Below are 16,975 nucleotides of genomic sequence, written 5' to 3' on the forward strand. Positions count from 1 at the left end.
CCTTGGGGGTCGTTCAGGCGGTGCCGTTGCGCAGGGCGTAGCCGCTGACGAACTCGGGCGGGATCCGGATGAGCGCGCCCGGCCGCAGGCCTGTCCACGGCCGCAGCAGCAGCTCGCACCTCTCGGCGGCGGTCCCGCTCACGAGTTCGGCCTTGCCCGTGATGCTCACGCTCCAGCCGAGCTGGTGCTCCGGGTCGATGACGCCGGCCTCGTAGGCCACGATCTGTCCCACCGCCGAGTTGAGCTCGGAGCCGGAGTGGCTGCGGATGATCACGTCGCCCTCGTGGAGCACGTGCGTGGCGGGCCGGATCGCGGGCAGCGCGTGGAGGGTGAAGGCGACCCGCCCGAACGCCACGGTGCCGAGAAGCCGCAGGGCGGCGGTGGTGCTCAGCTCGTCGATGCGCCGGATGTCGGCGTCGCTCATCAGGGCAGTATTCGGCTGGTCCGGTCGGTGCCCATAGGGCACAAAGTCCTCAGGTGCCCTGGTGACCGTTCACCCGGCCAAGACAGCGGAAACCGCCGTCGGCGGTGAGCACGCCGAGGTCGCCGGTCGCGAACCAGCCGTCGTCGGTGAGCGGCGGTGGCTCGGGCTCCGGGTGGCCGAGGTAGGCGTCCACGACCGCGTAGCCGCGGAACTGCAGCTCTCCCTGCTCACCCGCGGGCAGCGCCCGCCCCGACACCGGGTCCGTCACTCGGACCTCGAGTTCCGACGACACCGTCCTGCCGCCCGCGTGCCACCGGGCCGGCGTTGGCGAGTCGCCCGGCCAGAGCGCCGAGGGAACGAGCACCTCCGCGGAGCCGTAGACGCCGGTGCTGACGACCCCGAGTTCCTTCTCGGCCCAGCCCGGAGCCTCCGGATCGCCACCCGTCGTCCCGAGCACGCCCAGCCAGCGCCACGTGGGCAGAGGGCGATGCCCTCGGTGCCACGCCCCGGCGAGTCGTCGCGCGGTGCCCTCGTCGGCGACGAGCTGGGTGGCGCCGAAGCGGGCCATGTCGTCGAGCAGTGTGTCCTCGTCGCAGTCGGGCTCCAGCAGACAGCCGGCACCGCCCGCGAGTGCGGCGAAGGCGACGCAGAAGCCGGGCACGCCGGTCAGGGGCCCCGTGCACGCCATGAGGTCGTTGTCGCGGATGCCGAGTGCCTCGGCCACGGCGAGGGAGTGCCGCACGATCGCCGACTCGCGGTGGGCGGCCAGCCCCGGCGCGAACGCCACGGCCAGCTCGTCGCCGCGGGTCTTCGGCATCGGCATGCCCGCCGTCGTCGCGCTGGGCAGCCACGCCCCGCCGCCGATGTCCCACGGCGAGGGGTCGATGGGCGCGCTGCCGTTCGGGCCCGCGATCACGGCCACCGCGGGCACGGGCGCGTCCGCGGCGGCGACGGCCTCCCGCAGCGCCGCGACCAGCCCGTTGCCGTTCTCGCCTGCCGGGAGCGCGACGACCCTCGGCCTCGTCCTGCCGAGCACCGGAACCACGGCCTCCCGCGCGGTGCGCGGGTCGAGACCCACGACGTGGGCGCCGAGCGACGCGGCCGCGATGTGCCAGTCCAGGACGTCGGACCAGTTGGGCAGCCACACGACCACGCCGTCACCACGGCCGACGCCCGCCGTCGCGAGATCCGCGCGCAGCTGAAGCGTGCGCCGCCAAAGCTCGGAGCGGCTCACGTGAACGGGCTGTCCGGGATCGGCATCGATCGCGATGAGTGCGTGCGGGTCGCGCTTGGTCAGGCCAGCGAGCAACGACAGAAGATTCACCGCGCGTCAGCGAAACATCCCCCACGGTCCGCGTCAAGTGGCAGTAAGTTGATCGCCATGCGAGGCCGCCGCATGATCGTCATCGCACTGGCCGTGGTATTGCTCGCGACCCCCGGGGCGGGCGCGCGCGAGGAGACGACGCTGCGGGTGCTGAGCTTCAACGTGCACGCGGGCACCGGAGTGGACGGCACCTTCGACCTGGTGAGGACCGCGGAGGCCATCCGGGCGACCGGGGCCGACGTGGTGGGCCTTCAAGAGGTGGACGTGCACTGGTCGGAGCGCAGCCGCTACACGGACCAGGCGGCCGAGCTGGCACGGCTCACCGGCATGCGGGTGTTCTTCGCGCCGATCTACGACCTGGACCCGGAGCCGGGACACGGGCAGCGGCGCCGGTACGGCGTGGCGGTGCTCAGCAGGCACCCGATCGTGGCCGCGGTGAACCACCAGCTCACCCGCCTGCCCACGGTGAATCCGGATCCGGTGCCCGAGCTCGCGCCCGGCTTCGCCGAGGTGGTCGTGTCGGTGCGCGGCGAGCCGGTCCACGTCTACGTCACTCACCTCGACCACCGGCCGGACCCCGCGGTGCGGGCGACCCAGGTGCGCGAGATGGTCGCCGTCCTCGACCGGGCGCCGCCGGGGGCGCGGCAGGTGCTGACGGGCGACCTCAACGCGGAGCCGGACGCGCCCGAGCTGGCGCCGCTGTTCGCCCGCGTCACCGACGCCTGGCGGGCCGCGCCGGGGACGGGGGAGGGCCGCACCTACCCGGCATCCGCGCCGGCGTCCCGCATCGACTACGTCACCTTCTCCGGCCCGCTGCGCGCCACGCACGCCTCCGTGCCCGCGACAACGGCGTCCGACCACCGCCCCGTGCTGGCGGAGCTGACCGAGCCGCAGTGAAGGCCACCATGCCTGCGCCCACCCGTCTCCCGCCACCACCCAAACGGAGGCGCTGCGCGCCGCTGTGTTCGATCAACGCAGGCATGGTGGCCTTCACTGCGGTGGCCCTTACCGCGGGAGCTAGGCGGGGCAGAGGGTGCCGTCCCTCGGCACCTTGCCGTCGGCCAGGAACGCGCGCACGGCCTCAGTCACGCAGGGCGAGCCGAGGGCGCCGTGGCCCGCGCCCTGCCACGCGATCCGCACCGCGCTCGGGATCTGCTCCGCCGCGCGGATCGTGCCCTGCTCGGGCGTCACCGGGTCGGTCGCGGTGCTCACCACGACCATCGGCGGGGCGCCGTCGCCCCCGATCTCGGGCAGCGCCTCCCTGCGGCTCGGCCACGGGCTGCACCACGTGAGCTCCTGCGCCACCAGTGCGCCGAACACCGGGTGCTTGGTGCCGAGCTCCCCGGTGACCCGGGTCAGCTGATCGGCGGGCAGCCGCGTCGAGGTGTCGTTGCAGCGTGTGGCGAGCGCGCCGTCGAGCCGGGCCGCGGCCACGTCGCTGTCCAGCAGGTACGGCTCGACGAACGCCGTCAGCGGGCCCCCGTTGCCACCCCTGGCCGCGGCGATGGCGTCGGCGAGCTCCGGCCAGCGCTCCCGTTCGGCGAGCCCCGTGAGGACGGCTCGCAGGGACAGCGCCCGCCCGAGCGTCACCCCGCTGTCGGTCACCAGTGGAGCCCCGGCGAGCTGATCGGCGAGCGAGGTCACGGCGGCGCGCGCGTCGGCGCCGAGCGGGCAGCCCCGGCTCGCGCAGTCCTCGGCGAAGGCGTCGAGCGTCGCCTCGGCGCCGCCCGCGACGCCGTCGAGCACAGCGGCGAGGTCGGCCGAGGGGTCGGGAACGCCGTCGAGCACCACCCGGCCGACCCGGTCCGGGTAGCGGGCGCCGTAGATCGCGACGACCTTCGAGCCCTCGCCGTGGCCGAGCGCGCTGAGGCGGTCGAGCCCCAGCTGCTGGCGCAGCTCGTCGAGATCGCCCGCCGCGCGCCAGCTGTCGAGCGCGCCCTGCTCCTCCTCCAGGTTGATGGCACACTGCTGGCCCGCCGTGCGGGCCGCGTCCAGCGCGGGCTCGACCCCGCGCTCCGGGTCGTGGCCGAGCAGGGTGGCACGCACCTCGCTGGGAATGCAGCGCACCGCGTCGGAGTCGCCGGTGCCCCTGCGGTCGATGCCGATCAGGTGGAACTTCCGCAGCAGCGCCTCGGGCAGCCGCGCGGCGAGCCGGGCGGCGTAGAGGGTGCCGGGCTCGCCGTCGACGTCGTTGACCACCGCGAGCGGGATGGGGCCCGTGCCGACCTTCAGCAGGGCCATGCGCGTGATGCCGCGGCGGGGCAGGTCTGGCGCGTCGAGGGTCGTGGTGATGCGCGCGCACGAGAAGTCCAGCGTGCCGGGCACCTGCCGGTCGCCGAGCCGGGCGCGGGTCTCCGGGCCGCAGTCGGCCCACGCGATGTCGCTCGCGCCGGGCTCCTCAAGGCCGGGCAGCGGCACCTGCCGGGGCGTGGTCGGCTGCCCGGACGGGGCCGGGCCGTCGTTCTCGACCACGGCGGGCCGCGTGGACGGCCCCGCCGTGCACCCTGCGAGGATCAGCCCCCCGGCCAGCGCGGCGACGGTCAGACGACGGGCACGACCACGGCGCGGCACTGGTTCGGTCCTCACTTCCCCTGGCTGGAGCCCTGCGACGCGGTCAACCCTCGCATGCGGGCGGTGAGGGGGACGTTAGCGGGTTCGCCTGACCTCGCCGTGGAAGACGGCGTCGAGGTCGTAGCGCGCCGGTTCGTCGAGCTGGGCGTAGTCGCACGACGCGGGGTCGCGATCGGGCCGCCAGCGCGCGAACTGGGCGGTGTGCCGGAACCGCGCGGGATGTCCGCCCTCGGTGTGCTCGTAGCCGACCTCGACCACGCGCTCTGGCCGCAACGGCACCCACGGCTGCTCGTTCGGCCGCCAGCGGTTGACCCCGCCGGGCAGGCGCTGGTGCTCCACCACCGCGTCGCCGAGCCACGGGTGCGGGCCCTCGGTGATCAGTGGCGCCAGCTCGGTGGCCAGCTCCTTCCGCCGCTGCGCGGGGAACGCGCCGACCACACCGACGTGGTGCAGCACACCGGCGTCGTCGTGCAGTCCGAGCAGCAGTGAGCCCACGGACTCGCCGGGTTCGGTGTCCACGTGCCAGCGCAGGCCCGCGACGACGCAGTCGGCCGTGCGGGAGTGCTTGTACTTGACCATCGAGCGCTTGCCGGGGACGTACGGCTCGGCGAGCGGCTTGCCGATGACGCCGTCCAGCCCGGCGCCCTCGAACAGCTCGAACCAGTGCCGCGCGGTGGCGGGGTCGGTGGTCGCGGGCGTCAGGCGGATGTCCTCGCCCGCCAGCTCCGTCAGAGCCTCCCTGCGCGCGCTCGTCGGCTCCTCCAGCAGCGCGCGGTCGCCGATCGCCAGCACGTCGAAGGCGATGAAACTCGCGGGAGTCTGCTCGGCGAGCAGGTTGATGCGGCTCGCCGCGGGGTGGATCCGCTCGGTGAGCGCGTCGAAGTCGAGCCTGCCGCCGCGGCCGACCACCAGTTCGCCATCGAGAACCACGCGCTCGGGCAGCGTCTCGGCCAGCTCGGCGAGGACCTCGGGAAAGTACCGGTCGAGGGGCTTGAGCGAGCGTGACTGGAGGGTCAGCTCGTCGCCGTCGCGGAAGACGAGGCAGCGGAAGCCGTCCCACTTCGGCTCGAACAACAGGTCCGCGGAGTCCGGGATCCGCTTGGCCGCCTTGGCGAGCATGGGCTTGACGGGCGGTGTCACCGGCAGGGGCATGTGCTCACCGTACGCGCCTGCGCGGTCAGCGCGGCGGCAACCCGCCCGCATCGTCCACAGTGGAGACCACACCGGCGAGCTCGACGTTCACCGCCATGTCCCCGGCCACGGACCGCACCAACTCGCGCAGCCGGGCCGTCACCTCGGGCAGTGGCCGGTCCAGGTACAGCACCACACCGAGCACCACCGGCCCGGTCGGACTGGCCACGCGCACACCCGCCACCCGCCCGCCGGGCACGTACGTGGCGACGAGGCCGAGTGATCCCGCGTCGAGCCGGACCACGGCCGGATCGGCGCTCACCGCGTGCGCGATCCGGTCCGCGAGCTCCGCGATCGTCGTCATGGGCGCCTCTTCCTTCTCCGGGGGCGTTCTGAGATGGAACCCCCGCGACCGCCCTCGCGTGAGCCCCGGCGCGCCCGGATTCGCCCGAACGGGTCAGTCCTCGCGTACGGCCCTGCGGTAGCGCAGCATCGTGAAGCCGTCCTCGTGGAGCAGCGAGGCCAGCTCCATCCGGCGCGGCACGTCGGTCGCCCGCCCGGTCACGATGCGGTCCGCGCCGGCACCGGCCAGCAGCGGTGCGAGCGTGAGGCACAGCTGATCGACCAGGTCCTCGGCGACGAGTGTCGCGAACAGGTGCGGCCCGCCCTCGCAGTTGACGCGGTAGAGCCCGCGCGCGGCCAGCACGTCCAGCGCGGCCTTGACGTCCACGCCGTGCTCCCCGACGACCACCACCTCCGCGCCGGCGTCGGCGAGCGCGGCCCTGCGGTCGGCGGATGCGGCCTCGGTGGTGAGGATGATCGGCGGCACGGTCGTGTCGGTGACGATAAGGTCGTCCGGCTCGATCGTGCAGCGCCCGGTTACCACGGCGATCGGCGGCACGTCGGCGAGACCGAGCCGCCGCCTGCGCTCGACGCGGCGCTCGCCGGCCCGCGCGCCGCGGTAGTTCTCCGCCTTGACGGTGCCCGCTCCCACCAGCACCACGTCGGCGAGGTCCCGGCCGAGCGCGAAGATCCGCTTGTCGGCGGGGTGGGACAGGCCCTCGGAGCGGTCGGACACGGTCACGGCGCCGTCGGCCGAGGACACGAAGTTGGCCTGCACCCACGGCCGGGTCAGCCCGGCGGGATAGGCGTAGATGCGTTCCAGGTCCGCGTCGGTCAGGGGGCCGGACGAGGTCGGGTCGGCTGGTACGGGCCACAACTGGTGCACGGATCACATCCCAGCACGGCGAGCGGGGCCAGGCCATCCGGGGCGGTTAACCTGGCTTTCATGCCTGCCGGGAAGCTCACCGAACGCCAGCCCGAGATCGGCGCCGACGAGCTGATCACCACGCTCGTGCCGCCGCCTCGCTTCGACGGTGTCCGCTTCTCGACCTACGTGCCCAACCCCGGCGAGCCGAGCCAGGCCGCCGCGGTGGAGTCGTGCTCGGCGTTCGCGGAGCGCGTCGTTGAGGCGAAGCCCAGATCCGGCTGGCGGTCGCTGTTCGGCAAGAAGGCCGAGCAGGGCAAGCCGGGCCTCTATCTCGACGGCGGCTTCGGCGTCGGCAAGACCCACCTGCTCGCCTCGATCTGGCACGCGGTGCCGGGCCCCAAGTCCTACGGCACGTTCGTGGAGCTCACGCACGTGGTGGGCGCGCTCGGGTTCGCCGAGGCCGTGCGGCGGCTCTCGGAGCACCGGCTGCTCGCGATCGACGAGTTCGAGCTCGACGACCCCGGCGACACCATGCTGGTCAACCGGCTCCTGCGCGAGCTGACCGAGGCGGGCGTGTACGTGGCTGCGACGTCCAACACGCTGCCCGACAAGCTCGGAGAGGGGCGCTTCGCCGCGGAGGACTTCCTGCGCGAGATCCAGGCGCTGTCGGCGAAGTTCGACGTGGTGCGGGTCGACGGGCCCGACTACCGGCACCGCGGCCTGCCCGACCCGCCGGAGCCGCTCGCCGACGAGGAGCTGACCGCGTCGGCCGAGGCGCGGCCCGGCTCGACGCTCGACGACTTCGACGCGCTGTGCGACCACCTCGCGCGCCTGCACCCCTCCCGCTACGGCAGGCTCGTCGACGGCGTCTCCGCCGTGCACCTGCGCGGCGTGCGCCCCGCCGACGACCAGGCCATCGCACTGCGGCTCGTGGCGTTCGCCGACCGGCTCTACGACCGTGCGATCCCGGTGCTCGTGTCCGGCGGGTCCCTGGGCGGGCTGTTCACCGAGGAGATGCTCGCGGGCGGCTACCGCAAGAAGTACCTACGCGCCGTCAGCAGGCTCACGGCGCTCGCCCGGGACGCCGCGGCTTCGCCGGTGTCCGGCTGAGGCGGCTCCGGCCGAGGCGAGTCCGAGCGTCACCGCGGCCGCGAACGCCGCGCCGCCCACCACGTCGGTGAGGTAGTGGTAGTTCAGCCCGACCATGCCGATCCCGGCGAGCGCGGTGAGCATCGCGCCCACGACGACCGTCGCGAGACGTCGCGCACCCGGCGCCGTGAACAGTGCCAGCAGGGTCAGCACCGTCACCAGGCTCACCGTGTGCCCGCTCGGGTAGGCGAGATGGTCGTCGTAGTGGCGGCCGAACGCGGGCTTGAGCACCCACGTGTTGACCGGGATTGCCACCGTGGGCGCGGCGACCACGAGCGCCACCAGGTCCCAGCGCCTGCGCCCTCCTGCGACGGCGACGAGAACGGCGAGCGCCCCGAGCACCACGGGGAACTCGGTGGGGAGCACGAACGCGGTGAGCAGGCCGTCGCCGAACGCGGACTCCACGCCTTTCTCGATGGCGGCGTCGAACGCCCCCGCGGAGCGCTCGCCCGCGAACGGCAGGCCGAGCACGAGCGTGACCACCGCGCAGGCGGCGGCGAGCAGCGGCGCATGACGGGGCGGCACGGTGTTCATGCTGCCCGACTCTGCGGCGGAATTCGGTCGCGGGCGTGCTGGCCGATCGGCGACCATGCGACCCGTGGGATTTCTGGAGGCGAGCGGGCTCGCGTACCGCCTTGACAACGGCAGGGAACTGTTCCGCGACGTGTCGTTCCGGGTGGGAGCGGGGGACGTCGTGGCCCTCGTCGGCGACAACGGAGCGGGCAAGACCACCCTGCTGCGGATCCTCGCCGGGGAGGTGCCGCCGCGCGCGGGCGGTTCGACGGCGCAGGGCGGACTCGCCGTCATGCCGCAGTTCATCGGCTCGGTCCGCGACGACCGCACGGTTCGCGACCTGCTGCTGGCCGTGGCCCCGCTCCCGGTGCGTGACGCGGCCGCGAGCCTGGACGCCGCCGAGCTCGCGCTCATGGACGCCGATGACGAGAAGACCCAGCTGCGCTACGCGGACGCGCTCACGGCGTGGGGCGAGGCGGGCGGCTACCAGGCCGAGGTGCTGTGGGACACGGTGACGGTCGCCGCGCTCGGGGTGCCGTTCGACACCGCCCGGTTCCGGGAGGTCCGCACGCTCTCCGGGGGCGAGCAGAAGCGGCTGGTGCTGGAGGCGCTGCTGCGCGGGCCGGAGCAGGTGCTGCTGCTCGACGAGCCGGACAACTATCTCGACGTGCCCGGCAAGCGCTGGCTCGAGGAGCGGCTCATCGACACCGGCAAGGCCGTGCTCCTGGTCAGCCACGACCGGGAGCTGCTGGCCCGCGCCGCGACCCACATCGTCACCGTCGAGGGTGGCACGGCGTGGGTGCACGGCGGCGGGTTCGGCGACTGGCACGCGGCGCGGGTCGCGCGGGCCGACCGGATGGCGGAGCTGCGCAGGCGCTGGGACGAGAAGCACGAGCAGCTCAAGGAGCTGGTGCGCTCGCTGCAGCGCGCCGCGACCATCAGCGACGTGATGGCCAACCGCTACAAGGCGGCACAGACGCGGCTGCGCAGGTTCGAGGAGGAGGGCGCGCCGCCGCTGCCGCCGAAGGAACAGCGCGTCAGGCCGCGGCTGCGCGGCGGGCGCACCGGCATCCGGGCCATCACGTGCGAGTCGCTGGAGCTGACCGGGCTCATGGCGCCGTTCGACCTGGAGGTGTTCTTCGGCGACCGGGTGTGCGTGCTGGGCGCGAACGGCTCCGGCAAGAGCCATTTCCTGCGCCTGCTGGCGGGGGAGCCCGTGCGGCACGCGGGCGCGTACCGGCTCGGCGCCCGCGTGGTGCCCGGCCTGTTCGCACAGACCCACCAGCACCCCGAATGGGAGGGCCGGACATTGCTCGACGTGCTGCACCGCGGCGAGGGCAGGCGGCAGGGCATGGATCGCGGGACGGCCACCGCGGCGCTGAGCCGCTACGGCCTCGCCGCGTCGGCCGAGCAGCGGTTCGAGACGCTCTCCGGCGGTCAGCAGGCGCGGTTCCAGGTGCTCCTGCTGGAACTGTCGGGGGCGACGCTGCTGCTGCTCGACGAGCCCACCGACAACCTGGACCTCGTGTCGGCGGAGGCGTTGCAGCAGGCGCTGGAGGAGTACACGGGCACGGTGGTGGCGGTGACCCACGACCGCTGGTTCGCCGACTCCTTCGACCGGTTCCTGCGCTTCGAGGAGGACGGCACAGTCTCGGAGGTCGCGAGCGTCGCCGTGGGCTAGCCCAGCCGCAGTGAAGGCCACCTTGCCTGCGTTGACCGCAGTGAAGGCCACCTTGCCTGCGTTGAACCAACACAGCGGCGCGCCAGCGTCTCCGTCTGGGTGGTGGTGGGAGACGGGCGGGCGCAGTGAAGGTGGCCTTCACTGCGGTCGGTCAGTCCTCGTCTTCCTCCGCCTCGAGTTTGCCGTCGCGGACGGCGGCGACGAGCTCGGCGTGGTCGGCCTCGGTCTGGTCCGCGTAGCGCACGGCGTAGCGGCCGACGGCCTCGTCCATGTCCTCGTCGTCGGAGAAGTAGCCCGCCAGCAGCCTCGGGTCGATCGAGCGCGCGTGTGCCCGCGCGAGCAGCGCGCCCGCCAGCCTGCCGTAGTCGTCGAGGTGGTCGCCCTTGAGCCCGGTGGGGTCGATGTCGCCCTTCAGGTTCCGGAACTGCCGCACGATGAACGGCCTGCCCTCGATGGTCGTCCAGCCGAGCAGGATGTCGGTCTCCGCCTGCACGAGCCGGGCTCCGTGCACGATGCGGCGCCCCTCGTGCCCGGCGGGCTCGACGTTAAGGTATTCCTCCAAAGCGGACGGACGGGCCTCCTTGAGCTGCAGCACGAGCACCTCGTCGCCGTTGCCGTGCAACAGCGCGATGTAGCAGCGCCAGCCGACGCTGCCCGTGCCGACCACGCGGAAGGCCACATCGGACACCGTGTAGCGGGCGATCAGGTCACGCCGCGACTCGCGCAAAGTGTCCACATAGGATTCCAGCCCGTCGATCACGGCCTCGGCGGTCCGTTCGTCGACCCTCGTCCGCACGGGCGGGTCCTCCACGAAGCGCAGCCGCCGCAGCCCACTCTCGTGCTCGTACTCCCGGGTGCCCTTCGCGGCGACCTTCGCGCTCGTGTTCTTGCGGGCCTTGGCGGCTGCCCGCTCGAAGTCGTCGATCAGCTCGTCGGCCTTCGCCTTGGCCACCACGGACGCGTCGGGCAGCGCGTTCCACGAGCGCAGGAACGGCAGCTCGGCGAGCCCGCGCACGACGCGACGGTAGGACTTCACCACGTCCTCGGCCGACTCGAGGCACTGCTTCTCCGACACGCCACCCTCTCGCCCCGCCAGCACGAGGCTCGCCGCGAGGCGCTTGAGATCCCACTCCCACGGCCCCGGCACCGTCTCGTCGAAGTCGTTGATGTCCATCACGATCTCGCCGTCCGGCGTGCCGTACAGGCCGAAGTTCGCGGCGTGGGCGTCCCCGCACAGCTGCGCGGTCAACCCGCTCGCCGGTGTGCCGGCCAGATCCGCGGCCATCAGCCCGGCCGCCCCGCGGAAGAAGGATAACGGTGAGCCGATCATCCGGCCGATCCGCAGGGGCAGCAGCCGCGGCAGCCGCCCGGCGTTGCTCGCCTCGACGTAGGCGAGCACGCCGGGCCTGCGCGGGCTCACGGGGTCGTGATCGTGGGAACCGGGCGGCACGGCGTCGCGCAGCGCCTTGCCCCGGGCCAGCACGTCCTCGGAGCTCACGGGGGTGCGAAGGTCGATCCCGTCTCGGGTCATGCCCCCATCTTGCCCGTCAGCGCGCCCGCACGACCTTCTCGATCGCGTCGATTCCCTGGTCGAGCTCGTCACGGCCGATCACGAGCGGGGGCGCGACGCGCAGGGTCGCGCCGTGCGTCTCCTTGCACAGCACGCCGCGGGCCATGAGCGCCTCCGAGGCTTCGCGTCCGGTGAGCCCGCCCGGCGCGATGTCGACCCCCGCCCACAGGCCGCGGCCGCGCACCTCGCTCACGCCGTGACCGATCAGCTCGCCCAGCCGCGCGTGCAGGTGCGCCCCGAGCGTGGTGGCCCGCTCCTGGAACTCGCCCGTCTCCAGCAGCCGCACCACGGCCCGGCCCACCGCGCACGCGAGCGGGTTGCCGCCGAAGGTGGAGCCGTGCTCACCGGGTCGCAGCACGCCGAGCACGTCGGCGCGCCCGGCCACCGCCGACACGGGCACGATCCCGCCGCCGAGCGCCTTGCCGAGCGTGTAGAGGTCGGCGCGCACGCCCTCGTGGTCGAGCGCGAGCACCGGGCCGGTGCGCGCGAGCCCCGACTGGATCTCGTCGGCGATCAGCAGCGCGCCCGCCTCGTCGCACAGCTCGCGTGCCCGCGCGAGGTAGCCGGGCGGCGGCACGATCACACCCGCCTCGCCCTGGACGGGCTCCAGCAGCACCGCCGCGGTGCGTTCGGTGATCGCCGCAGTCAGCGCCGCCTCGTCGCCGTAGGGCACGACGACGAAGCCGGGCGTGAACGGGCCGAAGTCCGCACGGGCCGTCTCGTCGGTGGAGAACGACACGATCGTGGTGGTGCGGCCGTGGAAGTTCGACGCGGCGACCACGATCTCCGCGGTGCCGTCCGGGATGCCCTTGACGCGGTAGGCCCACTTGCGCGCGATCTTGAGCGCCGACTCCACCGCCTCGGCGCCCGAGTTCATCGGCAGCACCATCTCGGTGCCGGTGAGCGCGGCGAGCTCCTGGCAGAAGCGGCCCAGCTGGTCGTGGTGGAACGCGCGCGAGGTGAGCGTGACCCGGCCGAGCTGCTCGACCGCGGCGGCCACGAGCGCGGGGTGGCGGTGGCCGAAGTTGAGCGCCGAGTAGCCGGAGAGGAAGTCGAGGTAGCGCCTGCCGTCGACGTCGGTGACCCACGGGCCCTCCGCCTCGGCGATCACGACCGGCAGCGGGTGGTAGTTGTGCGTGCTCCACCGCTCGTCGAGCGCGATCAGGTCGGCGGTCGTGGTGCTGGTGGTGCCGTCGGCGAAGGTCGTCATACGTTCAGATTAGGTCGAACTCGGCGGTGACATCAGCCGCGAACTCGTCTCACGATGTTCGGTTCGTTGCGCATATCGGCGCTGAGACACGCGAATCGTTGCACCCCGTGCCGGTGTTGGCGTGACCGCGACCCCTTCTGCAAGAGTGGGGCCTCGTGACGGACGATCTCTCCTTCCTGCGCACGCAGGCGCGGACGCAGCGGTTCACCCTTGGCGCGCCGAAGGAGTTCCGGGTCTCCCCGGACGGCTCCCGGCTGCTGTACCTGCGCGCCGAGTCCGGCGTCGACCGGCGCAACAGCCTCTGGCAGCTCGATCTGCGCTCGGCCGCCGAGACCAAGATCGTCGACGCGGCCGAACTGCTGCCCGGCGAGGAGGATCTGCCGCCCGAGGAGCGCGCGCGGCGGGAGCGGGCGCGCGAGACCTCCGGTGGCGTCGTCGGCTATGCGACCGACGCGGCGTTCACCGTCGTCGCCTTCTCGCTCTCCGGCAAGCTCTACACCGCCGACCTGCGCACGGGCGGGACCAGGGTGCTCGTCGACGGCGCCGTAGTCGACCCCCGCCCCAACCCCGCCGGCACGCACGTCGCCTACGTCGCCGACCGGCGCCTGCGCGTCGTCGACCTTGTCACGGGTGACGACCGGCTCATGGTCGACGAGCCGGGCGAGGACATCGCGTGGGGTCTCGCGGAGTTCATCGCCGCCGAGGAGATGGGCCGGGTCCGCGGCTACTGGTGGTCCCCTGACGGGCGCTCTCTCCTCGTCCAGCGGACCGACCGCTCGGCCGTGCCCCGTTGGCACATCGCCGACCCGGTCCACCCGGACGCCCCGGTCAACACCGTCGCCTACCCGGCCGCGGGCACCACCAACGTCGACGTCTCCCTGTCGTTTTTGGGTCTCGACGGCAGCCGCGTCGACGTCGAGCGCGGTGACTGGGAGTACCTCGTCGCCGTGCACTGGTCGGCAGGCGGCGCGCCGCTGATCACCGTGCAGCCGAGGGACCAGAAACGCCTCGAGGTCTACGCCGTCGATTCTGGCGACGGCTCGACGAGCCTCGTGCACGCCGAGAGCGACCCGGACTGGGTGGAGATCGTCGCGGGCGTGCCGGCCTGGACCACCGACGGCAGGCTCGCGCACGTGAGCGCCGCCGACGGCGCCTACCGGCTGCTGCTCGACGGCAAGCCCGTGACCGGTCCGGGCCTGCAGGTGCGTTCGGTGCTCGACGTCGGCGACGAGGTGCTGTTCAGCGCCTCCGAGGACGACCCGACGCAGATCCACGTCTACCGCACGGAGAACGGCTCGGTCCGCCGGTTGTCCACGGTGGACGGTGTGCACATCGGCGCGGGCAACACCGAGATCACGGTGCTCTCGTCGTGGAGCCTCACGCACAGCGGTCCGGAGGTCTCGGTGCTGCGGGACGGCGAGCCGATCGCGAAGGTCGCCTCGTACACCGTCGATCCCGGCATCGAGCCCAACCTCACCTGGCTCACCGTGGGGGAGCGGGGCCTGCGCGCGGCGCTGTTGCTGCCCACGGGTTACCAGCAGGGGAGCGCCAAGCTGCCGGTGCTGCTCGATCCGTACGGCGGCCCGCACGCCCAGCGTGTGCTGCAGAGCCGCAACGCGTTCCTCACCTCGCAGTGGCTGGCCGACCAGGGCTTCGCCGTCCTCGTCGCCGACGGTCGGGGCACGCCGGGACGCGGGCCCGGGTGGGAGAAGGAGATCGCGGGCAGGCTCGCCGAGGTCACCCTCACCGACCAGGTCGACGCGCTGCGCGCCGTCGCGGCCGACCACCCCGACCTCGACCTCGGCCGGGTCGCCATCCGGGGCTGGTCCTACGGCGGCTACCTCTCCGCGCTCGCGGTGCTGCGCAGGCCGGACGTGTTCCACGCCGCGGTGGCGGGCGCCCCGGTGACCGACTGGTCGCTGTACGACACGCACTACACCGAGCGTTACCTCGGCCGTCCGCAGGACGAGCCCGATAGCTACGAACGCAACTCGCTGCTCGCCGACGCGCCGAACCTTCGCCGGGAGCTGCTCATCGTGCACGGCCTGGCCGACGACAACGTGTTCGTCGCGCATGCTCTGCGGCTGTCCGCGGAGCTGCTGGCCGCGGGCAGGGCGCACACGTTCCTGCCGCTGGCGGGCGCCACGCACATGACGCCGCAGGCCGAGGAGGTCGCGGAGAACCTGATGCTCACGCAGGTCGAATGGCTGAAGAAGGCACTGGAGGCCGCACGATGAACCGCTGGGGACTGACCATTCCGCTCACCGGGGTGCCGCTGCCGCAGCACCGCGAGCTGATCGAGCGGCTGCCCGGCCTCGGCTACACCGACGCGTGGTCGGCCGAGACGGCGGGCACGGACGCGTTCTCGCCGCTGCTGCTGGCCTCGCAATGGGCGCCGCGGCTGCGGCTGGGCACGGCGATCGTGCCCGTCTACACGCGCGGTCCCGGCGTGCTCGCGATGAGCGCGGCCACGCTCGCCGAGTGCGCGCCGGGCAAGTTCGTGCTCGGTATCGGCGCGTCGTCACCGGTGATCGTGGAGAACTGGAACGCGGGCGCGTTCACCGAGCCCTACGCCCGCACGCGCGACACCCTGCGGTTCCTGCGCGCGGCGCTGGCGGGGGAGAAGGTGACCGAGGAGTACCCGACGTTCTCGGTCAGCCGCTTCCGCCTCGAGCGCCCGGCCGACCCGGCGCCGCCGATCATGCTCGCCGCGCTGCGCCCCGGCATGCTGCGGCTGGCGGCGCGGGAGGCCGACGGCGCCATCACCAACTGGCTCGCGCCCACGGACGTGCCGAAGGTGCGCGCGGAGGTCGGTCCGGACCTGGAGCTGGTGGCGCGGATCTTCGTGTGCCCCACCGAGGACGCCGACGCCGCGCGCAAGCTCGGCCGCCTGCTCATCAGCAGCTACCTCACGGTGCCGGTGTACCGGGCCTTCCACGACTGGCTCGGCCGGAGTGAGGTGCTGGCGCCCATGCACGAGGCTTGGGCGGCCGGGGACCGCAAGAAGGCCAACGCGGTGATCCCCGACGAGGTGGTGGACGAGCTGATCGTGCACGGCAGCCCCGAGCGGTGCCGCGAGACCCTCAAGTCCTATGTGGACAACGGGCTCACCACGCCGGTGATCTCGCTGCTGCCCACCGGTGGTGATCCGCTGGAGCAGGTGGAGGCGCTGGCGCCCCGCTAACCCCACAGCGCGGTGCCGAGCACGAGCCCGGCCCCGGCCGCGCCGAACCCGGCGAGCACGGTGACCACCACGTTCGCGACGGCGTAGAGCCGGGCCCCCTCGGTGACCAGCCGCACGGTCTCGTAGCCGAAGGTGGAGAAGGTGGTGAGCGCCCCGCAGAGCCCGGTGCCCACGAGCGCCTGCACGGCGCCGGGTTCCCCGCCGGAGAGGGCCCAGCCCGCGAGCACGCCGAGCAGACCAGAGCCGGCGACGTTGACGGTGAGCGTGCCCCACGGGAACACGGAGTCGTTGGCGCGCTGCACCCGCCGGTCGGTGAGGTAGCGCAGCACTGCCCCGGCCGCGCCGCCCAGCATCACCCACAGGACGGTCATGGCGCCCGCCTGCCCGTGTAGCACAGCACCCCGGGCTCATCGAGTGTCACGAGCCCCTCACCGGCGCCCCGGCGAGGCCGGCCTCGCGCGCCCAGCGCACGATCTCGCGGTAGAGGGGCCGGAGGTGCCGCGTGTCCCCCTCGCCCAGGTACCCGGTGAGCCGCAGTGCGCGGCCGGACGGTCGCATCAGACCCCTCCCGCCTGTTTCTGCCGGACGGGCCCGCGCCGGCCCGCGCGCCGCAGGAGCCGCCGGGTCACCAGCATGCCCGCGACCACCGCGGCGAGCGAGCACACCACCGAGCCCGCCGCGTAGAGCAGGGCGATCCCGGGCTTGCCGTGTCGTACCGACTCCATGGCGTCGAGGACGTACGTCGAGAACGTGGTGAAGCCGCCAAGCAGTCCCACGCCGACGAAGGGCCGCAGCAGGCGGTGCGGTTGTGCGGTCCGTGTGAGCACGACCATGAGCACGCCGATGAGCAGGCAGCCCAGCACGTTGACCAGCAGGGTGGACACGGCGAACCCGCCCGGTGGGTGGGGCAGCGCGACGCCGAGCCCGTACCGGGCGAGGCTGCCGAGCGCGCCGCCCGCGGCGATCGCGAGCAGCACGTCGGCCCGGTGCGTGGCTGCCATCCCACCA

Annotated in this window: 17 protein-coding genes; 5 read left to right on the forward strand and 12 right to left on the reverse strand. The window is 73.3% G+C overall.

All coding sequences use genetic code 11. From position 1 onward, the window contains the following. Positions 1-13 precede the first annotated feature (13 nt). Complete coding sequence (locus FCN18_RS19345) at positions 14-424, reverse strand: pyridoxamine 5'-phosphate oxidase family protein (protein ID WP_112266915.1); 411 nt, start codon at positions 422-424, stop codon at positions 14-16. Between the two features lie 49 nt (positions 425-473). Further along, positions 474-1,748, reverse strand: a complete 1,275-nt coding sequence (locus FCN18_RS19350; protein WP_112266913.1) for an AMP-binding protein — start codon at positions 1,746-1,748, stop codon at positions 474-476. Positions 1,749-1,805: 57 nt separating this feature from the next. Between FCN18_RS19350 and FCN18_RS19355 the strand changes: the two genes are divergently transcribed. Beyond that, positions 1,806-2,645 carry an endonuclease/exonuclease/phosphatase family protein gene (locus FCN18_RS19355; protein ID WP_137095763.1) on the forward strand — a complete coding sequence of 280 codons (840 nt, stop codon included), beginning with the start codon at positions 1,806-1,808 and terminating at the stop codon, positions 2,643-2,645. 120 nt (positions 2,646-2,765) lie between these two features. Here the strand turns inward: FCN18_RS19355 and FCN18_RS19360 are convergent, their stop codons facing one another. The 4 genes from FCN18_RS19360 to FCN18_RS19375 all read right to left on the reverse strand — a co-directional run bounded on the left by FCN18_RS19360 (position 2,766) and on the right by FCN18_RS19375 (position 6,678). Then, positions 2,766-4,319 carry an alpha/beta hydrolase gene (locus FCN18_RS19360; protein ID WP_112266911.1) on the reverse strand — a complete coding sequence of 518 codons (1,554 nt, stop codon included), beginning with the start codon at positions 4,317-4,319 and terminating at the stop codon, positions 2,766-2,768. A gap of 75 nt (positions 4,320-4,394) precedes the next feature. Then, positions 4,395-5,471: an ATP-dependent DNA ligase gene (locus FCN18_RS19365; protein WP_113644819.1), complete on the reverse strand. Its 1,077-nt coding sequence runs from the start codon at positions 5,469-5,471 to the stop codon at positions 4,395-4,397. 25 nt (positions 5,472-5,496) lie between these two features. Further along, the gene (locus tag FCN18_RS19370; protein WP_137095764.1) at positions 5,497-5,814 is read right to left on the reverse strand and encodes a hypothetical protein; all 318 of its coding nucleotides are present in this window, start codon (positions 5,812-5,814) and stop codon (positions 5,497-5,499) included. 93 nt (positions 5,815-5,907) lie between these two features. Then, entirely contained in the window at positions 5,908-6,678 is a 771-nt protein-coding gene (locus FCN18_RS19375; RefSeq protein WP_137095765.1) for a pyrimidine reductase family protein, read from the reverse strand. 60 nt (positions 6,679-6,738) lie between these two features. Between FCN18_RS19375 and zapE the strand changes: the two genes are divergently transcribed. Beyond that, the gene (zapE, locus tag FCN18_RS19380; RefSeq protein WP_137095766.1) at positions 6,739-7,770 is read left to right on the forward strand and encodes a cell division protein ZapE; all 1,032 of its coding nucleotides are present in this window, start codon (positions 6,739-6,741) and stop codon (positions 7,768-7,770) included. Here the strand turns inward: zapE and FCN18_RS19385 are convergent. Beyond that, positions 7,705-8,343: a phosphatase PAP2 family protein gene (locus tag FCN18_RS19385; RefSeq protein WP_112266901.1), complete on the reverse strand. Its 639-nt coding sequence runs from the start codon at positions 8,341-8,343 to the stop codon at positions 7,705-7,707. The genes zapE and FCN18_RS19385 overlap by 66 nt on opposite strands. A 55-nt stretch (positions 8,344-8,398) precedes the next feature. On the opposite strand from FCN18_RS19385, the gene FCN18_RS19390 reads away from it, so the two are divergent. Further along, complete coding sequence (locus FCN18_RS19390; RefSeq protein ID WP_206077941.1) at positions 8,399-10,003, forward strand: ABC-F family ATP-binding cassette domain-containing protein; 1,605 nt, start codon at positions 8,399-8,401, stop codon at positions 10,001-10,003. 151 nt (positions 10,004-10,154) lie between these two features. Here FCN18_RS19390 and FCN18_RS19395 read toward each other — a convergent pair whose 3' ends face one another. Beyond that, positions 10,155-11,534 carry a DUF2252 domain-containing protein gene (locus FCN18_RS19395; RefSeq protein WP_137095768.1) on the reverse strand — a complete coding sequence of 460 codons (1,380 nt, stop codon included), beginning with the start codon at positions 11,532-11,534 and terminating at the stop codon, positions 10,155-10,157. Between the two features lie 16 nt (positions 11,535-11,550). Beyond that, positions 11,551-12,783: an ornithine--oxo-acid transaminase gene (rocD, locus tag FCN18_RS19400; RefSeq protein ID WP_112266897.1), complete on the reverse strand. Its 1,233-nt coding sequence runs from the start codon at positions 12,781-12,783 to the stop codon at positions 11,551-11,553. Between the two features lie 155 nt (positions 12,784-12,938). Between rocD and FCN18_RS19405 the strand changes: the two genes are divergently transcribed. Both FCN18_RS19405 and FCN18_RS19410 read left to right on the forward strand, forming a co-directional pair. Next, positions 12,939-15,020, forward strand: coding sequence for a S9 family peptidase (locus FCN18_RS19405; protein ID WP_137095769.1), 2,082 nt, complete (start codon positions 12,939-12,941; stop codon positions 15,018-15,020). Next, the gene (locus FCN18_RS19410; protein ID WP_137095770.1) at positions 15,017-15,967 is read left to right on the forward strand and encodes an LLM class F420-dependent oxidoreductase; all 951 of its coding nucleotides are present in this window, start codon (positions 15,017-15,019) and stop codon (positions 15,965-15,967) included. Before FCN18_RS19405 ends, FCN18_RS19410 begins: the two co-directional genes overlap by 4 nt. Here FCN18_RS19410 and crcB read toward each other — a convergent pair. Genes crcB through FCN18_RS19425 form a run of 3 tightly spaced genes read right to left on the reverse strand, consistent with a single transcriptional unit; the run spans position 15,964 to position 16,968 of the window. Further along, positions 15,964-16,338: a fluoride efflux transporter CrcB gene (crcB, locus tag FCN18_RS19415; protein WP_112268222.1), complete on the reverse strand. Its 375-nt coding sequence runs from the start codon at positions 16,336-16,338 to the stop codon at positions 15,964-15,966. The two genes, FCN18_RS19410 and crcB, sit on opposite strands and share 4 nt — an antisense overlap. Positions 16,339-16,384: 46 nt before the next feature. Further along, positions 16,385-16,525, reverse strand: coding sequence for a DUF190 domain-containing protein (locus FCN18_RS19420; RefSeq protein ID WP_112266891.1), 141 nt, complete (start codon positions 16,523-16,525; stop codon positions 16,385-16,387). After that, positions 16,525-16,968: a fluoride efflux transporter FluC gene (locus FCN18_RS19425; RefSeq protein ID WP_112266889.1), complete on the reverse strand. Its 444-nt coding sequence runs from the start codon at positions 16,966-16,968 to the stop codon at positions 16,525-16,527. Before FCN18_RS19425 ends, FCN18_RS19420 begins: the two co-directional genes overlap by 1 nt. Positions 16,969-16,975: the final 7 nt, after the last annotated feature.

The organism is Prauserella endophytica, from assembly GCF_005146945.1.
Classification (GTDB): domain Bacteria; phylum Actinomycetota; class Actinomycetes; order Mycobacteriales; family Pseudonocardiaceae; genus Prauserella_A; species Prauserella_A endophytica.